The 16,540-nt window shown below is 56.0% G+C and carries 17 protein-coding genes; 3 read left to right on the top strand and 14 right to left on the bottom strand.

Translation table 11 applies throughout. The annotated features are described in order from the left end of the window. Positions 1-22: 22 nt before the first annotated feature. The 6 genes from C772_RS11655 to C772_RS11630 form a co-directional block, all read right to left on the bottom strand. Positions 23-2,803 carry a DNA translocase FtsK gene (locus tag C772_RS11655; protein WP_008300184.1) on the bottom strand — a complete coding sequence of 927 codons (2,781 nt, stop codon included), beginning with the start codon at positions 2,801-2,803 and terminating at the stop codon, positions 23-25. Positions 2,804-3,001: 198 nt separating this feature from the next. Then, positions 3,002-3,607 carry a YtpR family tRNA-binding protein gene (gene ytpR, locus C772_RS11650; RefSeq protein WP_008300183.1) on the bottom strand — a complete coding sequence of 202 codons (606 nt, stop codon included), beginning with the start codon at positions 3,605-3,607 and terminating at the stop codon, positions 3,002-3,004. Further along, positions 3,604-4,419, bottom strand: a complete 816-nt coding sequence (locus C772_RS11645; protein WP_008300182.1) for a DUF1444 family protein — start codon at positions 4,417-4,419, stop codon at positions 3,604-3,606. The genes ytpR and C772_RS11645 overlap by 4 nt, the downstream gene beginning before the upstream one ends. Before the next feature lie 42 nt (positions 4,420-4,461). Then, positions 4,462-4,995 carry a hypothetical protein gene (locus C772_RS11640; protein WP_008300181.1) on the bottom strand — a complete coding sequence of 178 codons (534 nt, stop codon included), beginning with the start codon at positions 4,993-4,995 and terminating at the stop codon, positions 4,462-4,464. 65 nt (positions 4,996-5,060) lie between these two features. After that, positions 5,061-5,600 (bottom strand): DUF84 family protein, encoded by a 540-nt coding sequence (locus C772_RS11635; RefSeq protein ID WP_008300179.1) that lies wholly within the window; start codon positions 5,598-5,600, stop codon positions 5,061-5,063. A gap of 74 nt (positions 5,601-5,674) precedes the next feature. Further along, positions 5,675-6,748, bottom strand: a complete 1,074-nt coding sequence (locus tag C772_RS11630; protein WP_008300177.1) for a M42 family metallopeptidase — start codon at positions 6,746-6,748, stop codon at positions 5,675-5,677. 170 nt (positions 6,749-6,918) lie between these two features. On the opposite strand from C772_RS11630, the gene C772_RS11625 reads away from it, so the two are divergent. Next, positions 6,919-7,233 (top strand): PepSY domain-containing protein, encoded by a 315-nt coding sequence (locus tag C772_RS11625; RefSeq protein WP_008300175.1) that lies wholly within the window; start codon positions 6,919-6,921, stop codon positions 7,231-7,233. A 156-nt stretch (positions 7,234-7,389) separates the two neighbouring features. Here C772_RS11625 and C772_RS11620 read toward each other — a convergent pair whose 3' ends face one another. From C772_RS11620 to C772_RS16975, 6 genes are read right to left on the bottom strand one after another with little or no spacing between them, the layout of a single operon-like run. Further along, positions 7,390-8,271 (bottom strand): YtnP family quorum-quenching lactonase, encoded by an 882-nt coding sequence (locus C772_RS11620; RefSeq protein WP_008300173.1) that lies wholly within the window; start codon positions 8,269-8,271, stop codon positions 7,390-7,392. Positions 8,272-8,293: 22 nt separating this feature from the next. Then, on the bottom strand, positions 8,294-8,947 hold the full coding sequence (gene trmB, locus C772_RS11615) for a tRNA (guanosine(46)-N7)-methyltransferase TrmB (protein ID WP_008300171.1): 654 nt from the start codon (positions 8,945-8,947) through the stop codon (positions 8,294-8,296). After that, positions 8,931-9,893 (bottom strand): diacylglycerol/lipid kinase family protein, encoded by a 963-nt coding sequence (locus C772_RS11610; RefSeq protein WP_008300169.1) that lies wholly within the window; start codon positions 9,891-9,893, stop codon positions 8,931-8,933. Before C772_RS11610 ends, trmB begins: the two co-directional genes overlap by 17 nt. 4 nt (positions 9,894-9,897) lie before the next feature. Then, the gene (gene dat / locus C772_RS11605; RefSeq protein WP_008300168.1) at positions 9,898-10,749 is read right to left on the bottom strand and encodes a D-amino-acid transaminase; all 852 of its coding nucleotides are present in this window, start codon (positions 10,747-10,749) and stop codon (positions 9,898-9,900) included. Between the two features lie 26 nt (positions 10,750-10,775). Beyond that, positions 10,776-11,552 (bottom strand): M20/M25/M40 family metallo-hydrolase, encoded by a 777-nt coding sequence (locus C772_RS16980; protein WP_008300165.1) that lies wholly within the window; start codon positions 11,550-11,552, stop codon positions 10,776-10,778. After that, positions 11,512-12,189, bottom strand: a complete 678-nt coding sequence (locus C772_RS16975; protein WP_008300163.1) for a Sapep family Mn(2+)-dependent dipeptidase — start codon at positions 12,187-12,189, stop codon at positions 11,512-11,514. The genes C772_RS16980 and C772_RS16975 overlap by 41 nt, the downstream gene beginning before the upstream one ends. Before the next feature lie 274 nt (positions 12,190-12,463). Here C772_RS16975 and C772_RS11595 point away from each other — a divergent pair, with 274 nt between their 5' ends. Next, positions 12,464-12,685 carry a DeoR family transcriptional regulator gene (locus tag C772_RS11595; protein ID WP_008300161.1) on the top strand — a complete coding sequence of 74 codons (222 nt, stop codon included), beginning with the start codon at positions 12,464-12,466 and terminating at the stop codon, positions 12,683-12,685. 74 nt (positions 12,686-12,759) lie between these two features. Here C772_RS11595 and C772_RS11590 read toward each other — a convergent pair whose 3' ends face one another. Continuing rightward, the gene (locus tag C772_RS11590) at positions 12,760-13,470 is read right to left on the bottom strand and encodes a pseudouridine synthase (protein WP_008300160.1); all 711 of its coding nucleotides are present in this window, start codon (positions 13,468-13,470) and stop codon (positions 12,760-12,762) included. A 10-nt stretch (positions 13,471-13,480) separates the two neighbouring features. Continuing rightward, on the bottom strand, positions 13,481-15,091 hold the full coding sequence (locus C772_RS11585) for a putative polysaccharide biosynthesis protein (RefSeq protein WP_008300159.1): 1,611 nt from the start codon (positions 15,089-15,091) through the stop codon (positions 13,481-13,483). Between the two features lie 170 nt (positions 15,092-15,261). Between C772_RS11585 and C772_RS11580 the strand changes: the two genes are divergently transcribed. Next, a complete protein-coding gene (locus C772_RS11580) occupies positions 15,262-16,533 on the top strand; it encodes a BaiN/RdsA family NAD(P)/FAD-dependent oxidoreductase (protein WP_008300158.1) in 1,272 nt (423 codons plus the stop codon). Positions 16,534-16,540: the final 7 nt, after the last annotated feature.

Raw genomic sequence — 16,540 nt, 5'->3', positions numbered from 1 at the left:
TTGCGTTATTTTTTCCATCCGCTCATATCGTATGCGCGGGTCCGCCCGGCTGTTCGGTAGCCGCGGCCGCCTCCTGTGTCAGATAGACGTCCCGGGGCTTGCTGCCCTTCTGCGGGGAGACGAATCCCCTGTCTTCCAGCATATCGATCAGGCGGGCAGCCCGGTTGTAGCCGATGCTGAACTTCCGCTGCAGCATCGAAGTCGATGCGCTTCCTGCTTCGGCGATAAACCGGCAGGCATCTTCGAACAGCGGATCCTCGGATTCGTGCGACTCTGCCTGCTTGATCAGTTCTTCCTGGCGGAACAGATAATCCGGCTCCCCGGAGCGCCTCACGTATTCCGTGACCCGCTCAATCTCCTCGTCGGTGACGAATGTCCCCTGAAGACGTGCCGGTGCGGACATGCCGTTTCCGAGATAGAGCATGTCCCCTCTTCCGAGCAGCCGCTCAGCTCCCGGCACGTCAATGATCGTGCGGGAATCCACCTGCGAGGATACCGAGAAAGCGATCCTTGTCGGCACATTCGCCTTAATCAGGCCGGTGATGACGTCCACGGAAGGCCGCTGCGTGGCAATTACCAGATGGATTCCGCATGCCCGCGCTTTCTGTGCTATCCGGCAGATGGATTCCTCCACTTCGGCCGGTGCGACCATCATCAGGTCCGCCAGCTCGTCGATGACGATCAGAAGGTACGGCAGCTTCTTGCTGAATTCCCTGTGCTCCTCCGCCTTCTGATTATATCTGGCGATGTCCCGCACGCCTCCATGGGCAAACAGCTCATAGCGCCGTTCCATCTCTTCCACTGCCCATTTCAATGCGGCATTTGCAGCCTTGACATCTGTAATGACCGGGCTGACAAGATGCGGAATCCGGTTATACGGGGCCAGTTCCACCATTTTCGGATCGATGAGCAATAGTCTCAGCTCGTCCGGCGTGGCCTTATAGAGCAGGCTGGTAAGAATCGAATTGATGCAGACCGACTTACCCGATCCGGTGGCCCCTGCAATGAGACCATGAGGCATTTTTCTGAGATCGATTGTCGAAGGCCTGCCGGCAAGGTCCAGTCCGAGAACCGCTTCAAGCGGAGAATCCGACTCCTCGAATGCCGGTGAGCCGATCACTTCCGAAATCCTGACCGCACGCGCTACCCGGTTGGGGATTTCGATGCCGATCGAGCTTTTTCCGGGGATCGGTGCCTGGATCCGGATATCCTTGGCGGCAAGCGCCAGCTTCAGGTCATCCTGCAGATTCCGGATCTTGCTCACTTTTGTGCCTTGGCCGACCTTCAATTCGAATTGTGTGACGGCAGGTCCCTGGACCATGCCGATGACCTTGCTCTTGACCGCAAAGTAGGACAGCGCTTCTTCCAGTTTGGCCGCCTGGGATTCCATCCATTCCGAATCCTGCGATTTGGCCTCCGGCTCGAGAAGGAATTCCCTGTCAGGGAAAACATAGTGCGGCAGCTGTTCTTCCTCAACGGATTCCGGTTCGGAAATCTCCTCCCGGTGTTCCGGGACAGCCGTTTTTTCATTTTTGGGGGCAGCAGCAGGATCGGTGGAGGCCGAAACCTGTCTTTCGGCCTTTTCCGGTTCATTTCCACGGACCGTTTCATCCTGCCTGCTCTCTTTTGCATCTTCGGCAGGCTTTTGTCCGCCTGCTCTCACGCCCGACGGTTTCAGCCCTTTCAGCCGCTCCAGCTGTTCCATTCGCTGGCGGTCGGATTTCAGCATGACGACATTGAACGGAGTGCCGGTCCTGCGTTTCGGCTGGCGATCTGCCGATTCGGAAACATCCGTCCCCGACTCCAGTTCCTGCTTCTCCGGATGTTCCTGCTCATCGTTCAGCTTTTCCTGAAGTAATGCCGGAGCCGCTTTTTCCTGTTCTTTTTCAATCTCTTCCTGCAAAGTTTCAGCCGGCCGGACTGCTGTCACGGAATCATCGATTTCCGGTTCTTGCACACGGGCTTCCGGTTCGGCGGACGCTGTCAGATCTGATACGCGTGTAATGACAAGCTCTTCGGCAGGCTGTTGCTCCGCTGCAGTTTTTTCCATGGAGACCTGATCAGATTCAGCTGGCGGGATATTCTCTTTCAGGCTTGTTTGTTTTTCTTTTTCCTTCCCGGAATTCGGCAGCGGCAACGCTGTATCGGGACGGTGCTGCTCGATCACTTCATCCGCACTGCGCCCTCCGTCATCCGTTTCTCGCTCACGGATCCGGTCTGCCAATGCCGTTTCGGGAGGCTCGACCTTAGTCGGCTCAGCGGGCGGCGCAGGCGGTTTCTTGTAGCCATAGACAGGGGACGGAACGTCGGAAATCATAAACCCGCGCGCCCGCTTAGGCGGCATGGGACGCTCATCCAAGGCGGGTTTAACAGCCCGGGATAGCGTCCGGGAAGTTTCCCTCGGCTGCGCCGGCTCACGACGTACAGAAGGCGCGGGAGAATAACGGTCCTCCCCCATCCTCCAACTCTCCTGTCCGCCTTCCCGCAAATGCTTCGGCAGCGGCAAGCGTCCGCCGGATGGAGCAAACAGCTCTCTGGACGTACGGTTTTCTCTCGGTGAAGATGGTGCCGGAAGCGGATGGGCTTCAAACTCATCGAAGGCCATACGGTCCTCTCTTGGTGCCGGGAGAGGATCCGCTTCAATGGTCTCTTCTTCATCGGGAATAAGCGGGAAGCGAAACTTCGGACGTCCGACTTCCGCTTTTTCCGCAGGTTCATTTCGTTCTATGTAATCGGTTTTTCCGAGGTCTTCCGTCTGCTCTTCTTCGGTGACTTTGTTCAGAAGCCGTTTAAACCAGTTCAATAGATATCACTCTTTCCACGGTCAATCACTTTATTCTATCAGCATGGAGGATTTCAATCAAACAGTCCCCTGTTCCGCAAATCTCAATGGAATGGTGAGAAATAAACAACAGCGGTTCCCGCTGGCCCCTGTCATGGCAGGCTCACGGTACCGCTGCTGATTAGTTTAAACGCTTATCCGGCCAATGAAAATAGTGCTTCAGAACCGGAATGGCTCACCTGGTGTCTGCTCGCCCTCAAGAACGAGGATCCCCTTTTCCTGTGGTGCATCCGGAAGCGCAAGTTCTCTTGCGGAACAGATCATGCCGGATGACGGCACTCCGCGGAGCTCGGCGTCTTTGATGACCATCCCCGACGGCATGACCGCGCCGGGCTTGGCCACAACCACATGCTGCCCCTCGTCCACATTCGGTGCACCGCAGACGATCTGGAGCGTCTCCTGGCCGACATCGACTTTGCAGATGCTGAGCTTGTCAGCGTTCGGATGCTTTTCTTTTGCACTCACATATCCGACGACGAATTTCGGAGAAAGATCGACGTCAAAGGAGAATTCCGCTCCGTTTTTTGCAAAGGCTTCCTTCAGCTGGACCAGGAATGCCTCATCAACCTCAATCTTGCCCTGCCCTTCCGGCTGTACGTATTCCGAGGCCCGGAAAAGATTGAATCCTGCCGCTTGACCGGAAGCCGCGTCACGGATGATCGTGATATCGCCGATAGTTTCTGCCTGGATCTCTTCAGGCGTGTCCGGAACAAGCTGTACCAAGAGTACATCGCCGACGCCCTGTTTGTTGTAAAATGCGTTCATTCCTTTTCTTCCTTCCCTTCCGGCCGGTTTTTCGCGAGGATGAAAATCGGCTCGAGTTCTCCGTTTTCATAGATGAAGGACAGCGACGTCACCGGCACCCGGCCGACGGTGAAATAATGCATCGTCAGCTGTGCCAGGACATCATAACCCGTATCATTCCGGATATCGCCTATGACGAGCACATCCTGATGGGGGACGGAGACTGTCATGACCCCTTCGATTTTCTGCTCCATCTCTTTCAGAAATGGTTCATTCAGGATCCGGCTTGCATCATAGCCGTCATTGTTATTGACGAAATAATAGATGTTTCCGGCGACTTCGTCAGTCTTGACATCGGTCGGCAGCTGTTTGACCCGGAAACGTGCGGATTCCTTTAGCGCCTGGTCCGTCAGCCCCAGGCTATCCAGCATCGATTCATCAATCAGCCGGTACGTTTGTCCCAGATCAAGTGCATAGAAAATCCGGGTTTCAGCTGTATGATCCGTCGTGATGAACCGGTTGCCTTCTTTTGACTCCACCGGGAAGGACGTCGAACGGATGACCGGATAGATCCGGCCTTCCCCGCTGAATCCTTCCTCCGCTTCGCGCTCCATCGCGGTGAACGTCTCGTTGATCGTATAGACCGCTTCATCCAAGGCGGTGTCCGGATTGTTCTGGATTTTGGCGAGAAGCGGCGGAAGGCTCAGTTCAAGTCCTTTCCCCAATGTCTGGTGCTTCATTTTCAGCCGGTTGTTCTGGCGGTCGAAGTCCCAGGAAAACCGGTCCTCTCCCAGCCGTTGCTTCAGCTCCCGCACCAATTCTGATGCTTTCATGGACGCTCCTCCCTTCCGGACAGGGCGTCCCCCTGTCCCGTCTTAGTCTTTCGCGACCGCCCCGTCTTCATAATCCACGGAGCGGACAATTTCCATCATCGTCTTCAGGTTTTTCCTGATTTCGCCCTTGTCAGAAAGAGTCGTGATTTTCCGCCCGCCGCTTCCTGCGACCAGCTCCACTCGCTCGCCCGAAGCCACGGTGGCTCCGGCAAAGCCGAATGTATCATGGCGTTCGAACGTACCGGTTTCCAGAATCTCCTTTGCAGGATCTGCATAGAGAAGGTCGTAGAACAGACGGCTGTCTTTTCCTTCATTCGGATTGATAAACAGAACGTAGGTTTCGCCGCCTTTTTCCAGCACGATATTCTGCTCATCCGAACCTTCCAGCACCTCGAAGCCGAACGGTTTATAGAAACTGGCATTCCCGACTTCGGTGTTCGGGTTTTTTGTTTTTTCCGCAAACACCTCACCGGCCTCCTCTATCGCTTCTGAAGTCCGTTCTTCGATTGTGGCCGAACAGCCGGCGAGCATCGCCGCCAGCGTGAATCCGGCTATGAGGCGAAGCCCCTTGCCCATTCTCGTTCCCCCGCTTCCGTATGTTCATCTCCATCATTTTAAAGTTGTTCCCGGTTGCTTGCAACTCACTGCTCCTGCCGGCCTCCGTGTTTGCCCCCGGCAAACCTCCACTGCCCAGCAAGCAGCAGGACGACGTGGCTGAACATATCCGGGCGTCCGACCGTGCCGTCAGTAAATACACCGACTGCGCCCCCGGCCTGCCGGATATCCGCTCTCGAGGTGAACGCTTCCATGACAGGGCCGAGTTCCCGGCCGCTCCGGACCGGGTGCGCCACTTCCTCCGGCAACGGAATCTGTGCACCTCCCGCCATGAACACTGTTCCGTCCGGAAGGGCAAGCGCCCCCCAGTTGCAGATGTAAAGCCTCCCGTCCAGTTCCTTCACGCCGCCTTCGAGACCGATGGCCAGATCATGGTTGCCGTTCTTTATGGCCGTGAGTGCGCGGATCCTGGCTCCCGTCATCGTTTCTTCATCTCCGAAAGGCTGCGGCGAAACTCCAGATTCCGTAACGGTGCCTGTGACTTCCGCTTGGATGCCGAGCGACCTGAATGCGTCCCTTACCGCACCGATTTTTGCCCGGTTGGTCGAACCGACAATGATTTCCATGGCTGCTCCTCCTCCGATATTCATTTGAATGACATAAACATAAAAAAGAGGCCGCTTCGGCCCCTTTTCAGGATTTAGGCATTGCTGCGGATCGTCTCGACAGTCGTACGGTCGAGCGAACGGACCAGCTTGACCAGCAGTTCACGCGCCGCCGCATAGTCGTCCGTGTGGATGATCGACCCCGACGTATGGATATAGCGCGAGCAGATGCCGATGACCGCACTCGGGACGCCCTCGTTGGAGAGGTGGACGCGGCCTGCGTCGGTCCCCCCCTGAGAGATAAAGTACTGGTAAGGAATGTGATTGGTTTCTGCAGTATCCAGTACGAATTCACGCAGCCCCCTGTGGGTCACCATCGAACGGTCAAAGATGCGCAGAAGGGTCCCTTTTCCGAGCTGTCCGAATTCATTTTTGTCTCCGGATGCATCATTTGCCGGGCTGGCATCCAGTGCAAAAAAGAGATCCGGATTAATCATGTTGGCAGCCGCCTGTGCACCGCGGAGGCCGACTTCCTCCATGACATTCGCACCGGAGTATAGGGTGTTCGGCAGTTCCTCCCCCTTCACTTCCTTAAGAAGTTCGATGGCCAGTCCGCAGCCGTACCGGTTATCCCATGCTTTTGCAAGAATCTTTTTCTCATTGGCCATCGGCGTGAACGGGCAGACCGGGACAATCTGCTGGCCCGGACGGATGCCGATCTTCTTGGCATCCTGTTTGTCGTCGGCACCGATGTCGATCAGCATATTCTTAATGTCCATCGGCTTATTGCGCACTTTATCGCTCAATAGGTGCGGCGGAATTGAGCCGACCACACCGATCACCGGGCCATGATCCGTAATGATCTGAACCCGCTGGGCAAGCAGCACCTGGCTCCACCAGCCGCCGAGGGGCTGGAAGCGGATCATGCCATTGTCCGTAATCGAGGACACCATGAATCCGACTTCATCCATATGACCGGCAACCATGATTTTCGGGGACCCTTCACCGCCGTGTCGGACACCGAATACCCCTCCGAGCCTGTCCTGGATCACTTCGTCTGAGTATTTCTCGAGCTCCTGCCGCATATACTTCCTGACGGCGTGCTCGTTGCCCGGTGCGCCAGGCAGTTCGGTCAGTGTCTTGAACATCGTCAGTGTTTCATTTTGCATGTTTGTGGCCCTCCCCTTCAGTCTGCTGTCTTCCTAATTGTAGACGAAGGGGGCCGGGGTTTCCATAGAAAATCTTTCGGAATCCGAAGAGGCTCTGGGATGAAAACTTGCTCAACCGCCGCCCCGGTTGTTATACTTGGTGAAAATGCGGTCTACAGGAGGGAAATGGGATGAACGTTCGTGATTTTGCCATTGGGGCAGTTGCCGGTGCCGTGGCAGGCGCAGCCGTCGTGGAAGCAGTGAACCGCGCGGATCGCAATGTCTCGCCGGATAAAGTGCTTGAAGATGTGAAAAATGCATTCAAAAAAGAAGGTCCGATTGACGGGGCCTGGATCGTCATGAAAACAGAACCGTTCCGCCAAAAAGCCGTGGAGTTGGATGTGTACCGCGGCGGCCTTTCCCGTGAAATCGATGGATCCTATGAACAATATGAATTCGCTGCGGATGCCAGGACCGGCACCGTTGTTGAAATCAACAAAATCTGAAACAACAAAAGCGCAAGCGCCGTTCAGCAACATACAAATTGGGTGTGAAGGTTGCAGGGCGCTGAAGCTGGCCTTGACTGATTTTAGAGTAAATCATTCCATAAGTTATAAAAAAGCTGCAGACCGGATGCCGGCCTGCAGCTTTTTTGTGTCCGTTTATTTTTTCTGCTCGGCCGCACCCACCGGTGTTTCGAAAGGCGTGCGCTCCAGGCTGTCCGTGATTTCCTTGCCGCTTTCGTCCCACCGGATCATGCGGTAGACGGCATCATGATAGAAGATGAACCGGTATCCGTTCTCAAGCGCTTCTTTCATGAGGCGCTCTTTTGAAAAAATGGAATCCATCGGATAATCGTCAAATGCCATGACCCAGAGCGGGTTCTGGTGTGCGTGGGTCGGCATCAGATCCGCCATATGGATCAGGGTCTCCCCATTTTTCGTGATTTTGATGATCGCATGTCCGGCGCTATGGCCGCCGGTATGGATCATTTCGATTCCCGGGACGACCTCCACCCGTTCCTCAAATGTCTTCACCTGGTCCCGGACCGGCTCCCAGTTTTCCCGGAAGTATGTATTCCGTGAACGGATATTCGGCTCACGCATCTCATCCCACTCGATCTGCGATACATGGATTTCCGCATTCGGGAAAACGGATGTGTATCCTTCACCTTCGCGGCGCGTGAGGCCGGCCGCATGGTCATTATGCAGATGCGTCATCAGGATGATGTCGATATCCTCGGGCGTCAGGCCCAGTTCTCCGAGGCTTTCTTCAACTCTCGACTCGCGGGTGACGCCAAGGTTGCGGATCTTCTTTTCCGTCAATTTTCCCGAACCGAGTCCTGCCTCAATCAGGATGTTTTTCCCGTGCGTGCGCACGAGGATCGGTTCCGTGGCCAAAGGAATCTTGTTGTCCGCGTCCACCTCATACTTCCTTGACCAAAGCACTTTCGGCACCGGGCCGAACATCGCACCACCGTCCAGCCGGTTGAATCCCCCGTCGAGCCAAGTCAGTTCGATTCCGTGAAACTGATAGTTGTCCATCATTGCTTCCCCCTTTTCCTGCTTAGTTCCCTTCGTTCCTGAATGCGGCTTCCAGCCGGTAGATCGGCTGGCCTTTGGAGGAGAACTTCTCCTCGTACTCCGTCATGATGTTCCATTCCGGCTTGTCCGCATGCAGGTCCAGCGACACTTCTGCCAGCCGCATGCCGTAGTCCGTCATGTTCATGAGGGAATACTCGAACAGTCCGCGGTTGTCCGTCTTGAAATGTACTTCTCCTTCCGGAGGCAGAATCCTCTCATAGCGGCCGAGAAATTGATCGTGGGTCAGCCGGCGCTTCGCGTGACGCGCCTTCGGCCACGGATCGGAGAAATTCAGATAGACGCGGCCGACCTCGCCGGAAGCAAATATGTCCTCCAGCCGCTCGGCATTCACATTCAGCAGGCGCAGATTGGCGGGCTTATCCGCCTCTTCCGCCCGCTGGACTGCCGTGACGATGATGTCCCGGAACATTTCAATGCCGATATAGTTGATGTCGGGATTGGCTTCCGCCATACCGGTGATAAACCGGCCCTTTCCGGTTCCCACCTCAATATGGATGGGATTCCTGTTGCCGAATTCCTCCGCCCAGCGGCCTTTCAGCCGCTCGGGCTCCTGGATGACCACATCCGGATGTTCATTGATATACGATTCCGCCCAAGGTTTATGGCGTGCTCTCATGTTTGATCCCTGACCTTCCTGTTCGTTGTTGTCCCGCAAGCCGCCACGCTTCCGGCCGGACCGTAAACACGACCGGTTCTCCCGATTCGGTGTTTCCGGCATCTTCGCCGTCGGTGTGCAGCGGCACTGCGCGGTCCGCCTTCAGTGAAAATGATCGTCCCTGCCTGCAGTCCACTTCCCTGAAGGCTGTGTGGGCACCGAAAAACACACTGCCGAAGACAAGCAGCAGTTTCATACGGGAAAGCCGGCTGACGACCGTCAGTTCAATGAGGCCGTCGGCCGGATCGGACTTCGGGGAAATCTTCATTCCGCCTCCGTAATACGGCTGGTTGCTGACAGTGGCGAACCAGACGTCCCGGTATTCCTGCCGCTCTCCGTCATGCGTTACTTCGAGCCCGAATGTGCGGAATGTGAAAAGCGCCCGCACTGTATAGAGGGCGTAGACGAATTTGCCCAGTCCCATCCTGTTCAGGAGCGGCTTCAGTGAAGACCGTCCGCTGCCCCTTGAGATGACTGCGTCAAAACCGATTCCTGCACTGTTGACGAAAGTGGCGCCATCCCCGAAGCTTACCTCGCCCATATCAAGGGCCGGCGAGGCATGCCTCCTGCCCAGGTACGCGCCGATCTCCTCAGCGCTCCCAAAAGTCCGGAAGCCGCGGCCGAAGTCATTTCCCGAGCCGGCACCGACCGAGCCGACCACAATATGTCCAGCACCGGCGGCCCCCGCGATCATTTCGTGAACGGTGCCGTCACCGCCGAATGCAATGAGAAGAACGTTTTCCTTCTCCTGGTGTGCGGCAAAGCCCCGGGCAATTGCCTTGGCATGCCCGGGGCCCTTCGTCATAAATTCCTGATAGGGAAATGCCACCGTCTTTCTGAATGCCGTCCACCTTCCAAGGGCTTTTCCGCCCTTTGCGGCAGGATTGACAACGAAGACTGCTTTCATCCCGTCAGCGAGTTGCGATCGGTTCCGGAAGCTTCGATTCGAATGCTGCCATGAGCCGTTCGGTGACCGGCCCCGGATGTCCGTCACCGATCTTCCGGCCGTCAATCTCGCTTACCGGCAGGATGCCGTTCGTCGTTGAGGACAGGAAGAATTCATCCATTTCATACACATCTTCAAGTGCCATCGGTTCCTCCTTGACAGGCTGTCCGAGCTCTTCACAGCATTGCATGATGACGCGACGTGTGATGCCGTTCAAGATGAAGTTGGACACCGGATGGGTGTGGATGACGCCATCCTTTACGCCAAACATATTTGAAGATGAGCCTTCCGTGACCGTGCCGTCCCTGTGAAGCAGGGCTTCGGTGCATCCCGCTTCGAACGCTTCCTGCTTTGCCATGACATTGGCCAGAAGGTTCAGGCTCTTGATATCGCAGCGCAGCCAGCGGATATCTGCCGCCGATTTCAGCTTGGCAGGCTCTGCCGCAGGTGCGTGATCCGGATAGGATTTGGTATAGGCCGTGATGACAGGAGTGATGCCTTCGCCCGGAAACTGATGGACACGCGGCGCAGCGCCGCGCGTGGCCTGGACGTACACATGGCCTTCCTTCACACCATTATCCGCGACCAGCCGAGCCAGTTTCGCGATCATCTCTTCCTCACCGTATGGAAGCTCCATCCGGATTTTCTCCGCCGATTCATACAGCCGCCCGATATGCTCTTCTGCGGTAAACATGGCACCGCCGTAAACGCGGATTACTTCATAGACGCCGTCCCCGAAATAATAGCCGCGGTCCTCAATCGAAATGGTCACTTCATCGTCTTTCACAAAGCGGTCATTCATCAGATACATGGACATATTTTTTAATCCTTCTTTCATACGAATTAGTTGTTACTGTCCGTTGGCTGTTCACCTGCAAGGGATGCGATGGCATCCGCATAAATTGCGGCCGCCTTCACGAGATCTTCGATATCCACATACTCGTCCGCCTGATGGGCGACATCCGGCCTTCCCGGAAAGAGCATGCCGAAGGCGACACCTTTCCCGAGCGTGCGGGCATAAGTTCCGCCGCCGATTGCGAGCAGTTCCGCCGGTTCACCGGTCTGCCGTTCGTATACATCACGGAGCGTGCGGATCAGCGGGTCGTCGGCATCTACATGATGGGGCGGAGAATCGGAAGCGATATCAAGCGTGAAGCCGGATCCTTCAAGGGCTTCACGGCATGCGGCCAGCTTTTGCTCTATCGGATAGGTGACAGAATAGCGCATGCTGACGGAGACCTCGCCACCCTTTGACCCATTATACGCCAGAATGCCTGCATTGAGTGTGGTCTCTCCGGAAATTTCATCGGAAAAATCAACTCCGAGCGCATGTCCCCTGGAACCATCACCAAATGCCTGTATGACAAAAGAAGTGAAGCGGGCGGAGGCCCCCTCCATATAAGGGTCGAGAAACTGTGCAAGCAGGACGCCGGCATTGACTCCGTCCTCCGGCTCCATGGCATGGGCGGCTTTCCCGTTCAGCGTAAGGATACAAGAGTCGCCGTGAATGCCGAGCTCTCCGGAGACACCGGCATTTTCAAGAAACGCCCGGAACGCCTCCCCGAACCCGGCCCCGGGTTCAGAAAGCGACACCTCTGCCCTCGCCATGTCCGGGACCATGTTCGTCCTGTCCCCGGAATGGGAAAGACCGGAGCGGTCCTGCGTCCTCTCCGGGCAACTGGGAAAAGACCAAATCGGCAATCCCTTTTTCCGCATGGATGATCGGGAAGTCGGCATCCGGAGCAAAGCCGATCTCCGGCATTTCTTCCGTTTCAAAGTAGCGTTTCATGCAGCGGAAACCGCTTTCCTCATCAGCCCCGACAATCAGCCGGACTCTTTCATTGAGAGGGATCCCGGACTCCTTGACCATCTTCATTGCATGGAACGCCGCGATCGTCGGGCCTTTATCATCGATGGCCCCTCTTCCGTACACCTTCCCGTTCCGCTCATGCCCTTCGAAAGGCGGCGTTTCCCAGCCGTCTCCGGCAGGCACCACGTCCACATGGCAGAGGATGCCGAGGAGACCTTCCCCTTCCCCGATTTCGATATGGCCGGCTGCCCCTCCGACCTCTTTGACCGTCATGCCCGCTTCCCTGCCGCGGTCGAGAAGCCAGTCCAATGCCTGTTTGGGGCCGGGGCCAAACGGCGCTTCTCCGGTTGCAGCCGACTCATCCAGCACACTTTCTATGGAGATGAGCGCCTTCAAATCCGATATCAACTTGCTTTCAGCCTGTTCTGCACTCTGTTTCCAATCCATCGGCTCATGCCTCCCTTTTCTTACTGCCATTCTACACACTCGGCAGAAAATTGAAAGCAGGCCGTACATTGTTACACAGCTGTAAAGAAAATGTAAAAAATGTTAGATGCATTGGAATAGTCAAACTATTATTGTATAATTATAGCGAGCCGGTAAAGCTCAAAATGATAAAAGGATGTGTACGCCCTCAGCCGAAAAGTATCGAGCAGAGCTCGAAGCTTTAGGTCGTCCGCTGGTCTTGACATGGAGAATATGATGAAGGAGTGGTTACGATTTGAAACCGACTACCGACCGGATGCTAACCCGCATTAAGGATGTGTACCTGTACATCCGTGATCAGGGCACCGTTTCGACCGAGGATCTGGTCGACGCATTCGGCATCACTCCGCGCACGGTGCAACGAGATTTGAGCGTGCTTTCTTTCAACGGCCTGGTGAGCAGTCCAAGCCGGGGCAAATGGACAACGACGAACAAAAGAGTGAAGCTGTCTTCATAAGAGTGTACACATACCGAAAAGGACGGTCCCCGAACAAGATTCGGGAACCGTCCTTTTCTGTTGCGCAAACAAACTCATCTGTTTTTCAGTTCGCTGAGTTCTTCTTCCGAGAGTTCACGCCATTCACCGTTCGCGAGGTCAGGGTCCAGTTCCAATGGCCCCATCGTCAGGCGCTTCAGGTAGGTGACGCGCTTGTCCCTCGCTTCGAACATCCGTTTTACCTGGTGGAATTTCCCCTCGGTGATGGTCAGTTCGATTTCAGACTCCGGGCCGCTGCGAAGAATGTTCAGTTCGGCCGGCTTCGTGACATAGCCGTCATCCAGCGTCACCCCCGCCCGGAACGCCTCGCCGTCAGCATCTGTCACTTCCCCGTCGATCACTGCATAATACGTTTTGCCGACATGCTTTTTGGGCGACAGCAGCTCATGGGAGAGCTTCCCGTCATTGGTGATCAGCAGGAGCCCTTCGGTATCCTTGTCAAGCCGGCCGACCGGAAACGGCTTGAAGCGGCGGTATTCATATGGCAAAAGATCAACGACTGTCCGGTCCCGTGTGTCTTCCGTCGCCGAGATGACGCCCGGTGGCTTGTTCATCATCAGATAGATGAATTCCCTGTAGTCAACCGGATCGCCGAACACCGTAACCTCCCGGCTTTCCGGGTCGACGTGAAGTGCAGGGTCCTTCACCGGCACGCCTTCCACCGACACTGCCCCCTGCTTGAGAAGGGCTTTAACTTCTTTTCTTGAGCCGTATCCTGAATTGGCGAGCAATTTATCCAGCCTCATCACCGGCACCTCACATTCCAAACTTTTTCGTAATGCGCTTCAGCCTGTCACCAAACAATTTCTGCGCCAGGCCCGAGCGGAAAGCAAGTCCGGCATAAACGAGTGCACCTGCAATCGCCGTAATCAGCGTATAGAGGAAGGCATCGCCTTTTCCGTCTGCTTCACCGAACAGGTAGAGTCCGCGCAGCACCGCCCATGCGGCGAGGCCCATGACTGCATTGAACAGCACGATCAGGAACAGCCTGCGGATGACCATGCGGGACCGGTAACGGAGCGTATGGATGGCCACGCCGATATTCATCGCCACGGCCGCCCCGTAGCCGATCATCGTGGCATAGATCGCCCCTTCCGCCTCGAACAGCCGGATCAGCGGCATGTTCAGGGCAAGCTTGAGAAGCAGCCCGATCATCAGGTTCAGGATGATCCATTTATGGCGGTCGATCGCCTGCAGGATCGAACCCGATACCGAGTAAAGCGCGAACAGCAGCGAAGCCGGCGCGTACGTTCTCAGGATGTCCGCCCCCACTTGGCTCTGTTCGAACAGCAGATGATAAAGTTCGTCCGAGAGGATCATCAGTCCCGTGATCATCGGCAGCGTCAGGAACGCGATGATCTGGAACACCTGGTCAAGCGAGCGGGTCATGCCGAGCCGGTCGCCTTTTGTATAGTAGCCGGTCACGATCGGGATGATCGCCATGGAAAACGCCGTCCCCACCATGACCGGAATCATGACGATCTTGTGCGTGGAGAAGTTCAGCATCCCGAGCTGTCCGTCGGAAACGGATGCAAGGCCGATTGATGCCATTGCCCGGTTGAATGTGAGCATGTCGACAAATTGGAACAGCGGATTCGCCAGGCCGACCAGGACGACCGGGAAGATATAGACGATCAGTTCCCGGTACATATCTTTAAGCCGGACGTCCGCATTGCCGGTGCTTTCGGCAAGCAGGCTGTCCATCTGAGGCTTTTCCCGTCTCCAATAGTAATAGAGGACGGCAAGGCCTGCGACAGCCCCGACAAACGCTGCAAATACCGCGAACGAGATTGCTGTCTTCTCAGAGCCTTCCGTGAAGTTGAGGACAATATACACGCCGGCCAGGACAAACAGGATCCGTACGATCTGCTCGATCAGCTGGGAAACCGCAGTCGGTGTGAACTGCTGGTAACCCTGGAAGAAACCGCGCGTCAGGCTCATGAACGGCACCACGATCAGCGCAAAGCTGACGAGGCGGATGACGCCCGCGATTTCATCGACGGTGAACACCTGTTCATCATCGGCCCGGACAATCTGCGCGATGGGCTCCGCCAGGAAAAACAGCACGAGGAACGAAACAATCCCGGAGCCGATCATGATCCACTGGCTGGATTTGAGCAATTTCCTGCCTGCCTGATAATCCCCGAGCGCATTGTATTTTGATACATATCTTGAAACGGCGATCGGCATGCCCGAAATCGCAAATGAAAGCATGATGTTATAAGGAATATAGGCATACTGGTAGAGGCCAAGGTTCTCCTCCCCGACCATCGCGTAAAGCGGAATGACATACAAAAGACCGAGTGCCTTGGACAGGAACAGGCCGATCGACAAAATCGCCGTCCCTTTGACTAGATTCGATGACATGTGACCCTTCCATTCTTATAAGCTAAAGTCCAGTTTACTCCGCCCCGCCCAATATCTCAAATTCTTTTCAGGAAAACGGTGTATAATGGTGGCCGGGCCCAAGGCCATAGCGGGTATAGAAAACCTTATAAAGGTAAAATGAACGGAGCATCCGAAAGGAGCATTTTCATATGCAAGATGTCATCGTAATCGGCGGCGGGCCGTCCGGCCTGATGGCCGCCGCGGCAGCCGGTGCAGAAGGCGCCGGCGTGCTGCTGATCGAAAAAGGAAACAAGCTGGGCAAAAAGCTTGCCATCAGCGGCGGCGGCCGCTGCAATGTCACAAACAACCTCGAATACGACGAGATCATCCGGCATATTCCCGGCAACGGACGGTTCCTCTACAGCCCGTTTTCAGTATTCGACAACCGGGACATCATCCGCTTTTTCGAAGGCCTCGGTGTGCCCCTTAAGGAAGAGGACCACGGCCGGATGTTCCCTGTATCGGATCAGGCGATGGACGTCGTCAATGCCCTGACCGGAGAGTTGGCCCGGCTCGGCGTGAAAGTCAGGTTCGGTGCACGCGTCGCCAAGCTCCTGATGGACGGTGAGCAGATCCTCGGCGTCCGGCTGGAAGACGGCGAGGAAATCCGGTCCAAAGCGGTCATCGTCGCGACCGGCGGCAAAGCCGTCCCGCAGACCGGATCGACCGGAGACGGCTATCCATGGGCCGAGCGCGCGGGCCACACCGTGACGGAACTGTACCCGACAGAAGTCCCCCTACTCTCCGATGAGCCGTTTATCCGCTCAAGGGAACTCCAGGGGCTGGCCCTTCGCGACACAGCCGTTTCCGTCCTGAACAAAAAAGGCAAGACACTCGTCACCCACCGGATGGACATGCTGTTCACCCACTTCGGCCTGAGCGGTCCCGCCATCCTGCGGTGCAGCCAGTTCGTCGTGAAGGAAAGGAAGAAAAACGGCGGCAATCCGGTCACGATGCGGATCGATGCGCTGCCTGACCAAAACGCGGAAGAAACGTTCCAGCAGCTTGTCCGTACGGGCAAGGAAGAGCCGAAGAAAGCAGCGAAGAACCTTTGGAAAGGCCTTGTCCCGGAACGATGGCTGCTGTTCCTTATGGACCGCGCCGATATCGATCCGGCTGCCCCAGCCGGCCAAGTTGCGCATGACAAGCTGAGAAAGCTTGCACAATCCTTCCATTCCTTCGAGATGACCGTAAACGGGACACAGCCGATCGAGAAAGCGTTCGTCACAGGGGGCGGCGTCTCGGTCAAGGAAATCGGGCCGAAAACGATGGCCTCAAAGAAAAAGGAAGGCCTCTTCTTCTGCGGCGAAGTGCTCGACATCCACGGATACACCGGCGGCTACAACATCACCTCGGCGCTCGTCACCGGCCGCATTGCCGGGATGAACGCGGGCAAACTGGCTACCGGAAAAGAAGAATAAAATCATT

The organism is Bhargavaea cecembensis DSE10, from assembly GCF_000348905.1.
Taxonomy (GTDB): Bacteria; Bacillota; Bacilli; order Bacillales_A; family Planococcaceae; genus Bhargavaea; species Bhargavaea cecembensis.
The sequence above is the reverse complement of the archived record's forward strand: the minus strand, read 5'-3'. Positions and strand labels throughout refer to the sequence as shown.

Excerpts from the sequence above, each read along its gene's own strand:
- C772_RS16975 (WP_008300163.1), bottom strand. The coding sequence starts at position 12,189 with ATGGATTGGAAACAGAGTGCAGAACAGGCTGAAAGCAAGTTGATATCG.
- C772_RS11635 (WP_008300179.1), bottom strand. The coding sequence starts at position 5,600 with ATGGAAATCATTGTCGGTTCGACCAACCGGGCAAAAATCGGTGCGGTA.
- ytpR (WP_008300183.1), bottom strand. The coding sequence starts at position 3,607 with ATGAACGCATTTTACAACAAACAGGGCGTCGGCGATGTACTCTTGGTA.
- C772_RS11610 (WP_008300169.1), bottom strand. The coding sequence starts at position 9,893 with ATGAAAGCAGTCTTCGTTGTCAATCCTGCCGCAAAGGGCGGAAAAGCC.
- C772_RS11590 (WP_008300160.1), bottom strand. The coding sequence starts at position 13,470 with ATGAGGCTGGATAAATTGCTCGCCAATTCAGGATACGGCTCAAGAAAA.
- C772_RS16980 (WP_008300165.1), bottom strand. The coding sequence starts at position 11,552 with ATGGTCCCGGACATGGCGAGGGCAGAGGTGTCGCTTTCTGAACCCGGG.
- C772_RS11630 (WP_008300177.1), bottom strand. The coding sequence starts at position 6,748 with ATGCAAAATGAAACACTGACGATGTTCAAGACACTGACCGAACTGCCT.
- C772_RS11625 (WP_008300175.1), top strand. The coding sequence starts at position 6,919 with ATGAACGTTCGTGATTTTGCCATTGGGGCAGTTGCCGGTGCCGTGGCA.
- dat (WP_008300168.1), bottom strand. The coding sequence starts at position 10,749 with ATGTCCATGTATCTGATGAATGACCGCTTTGTGAAAGACGATGAAGTG.
- C772_RS11585 (WP_008300159.1), bottom strand. The coding sequence starts at position 15,091 with ATGTCATCGAATCTAGTCAAAGGGACGGCGATTTTGTCGATCGGCCTG.
- trmB (WP_008300171.1), bottom strand. The coding sequence starts at position 8,947 with ATGAGAGCACGCCATAAACCTTGGGCGGAATCGTATATCAATGAACAT.
- C772_RS11580 (WP_008300158.1), top strand. The coding sequence starts at position 15,262 with ATGCAAGATGTCATCGTAATCGGCGGCGGGCCGTCCGGCCTGATGGCC.
- C772_RS11620 (WP_008300173.1), bottom strand. The coding sequence starts at position 8,271 with ATGGACAACTATCAGTTTCACGGAATCGAACTGACTTGGCTCGACGGG.
- C772_RS11640 (WP_008300181.1), bottom strand. The coding sequence starts at position 4,995 with ATGGGCAAGGGGCTTCGCCTCATAGCCGGATTCACGCTGGCGGCGATG.
- C772_RS11645 (WP_008300182.1), bottom strand. The coding sequence starts at position 4,419 with ATGAAAGCATCAGAATTGGTGCGGGAGCTGAAGCAACGGCTGGGAGAG.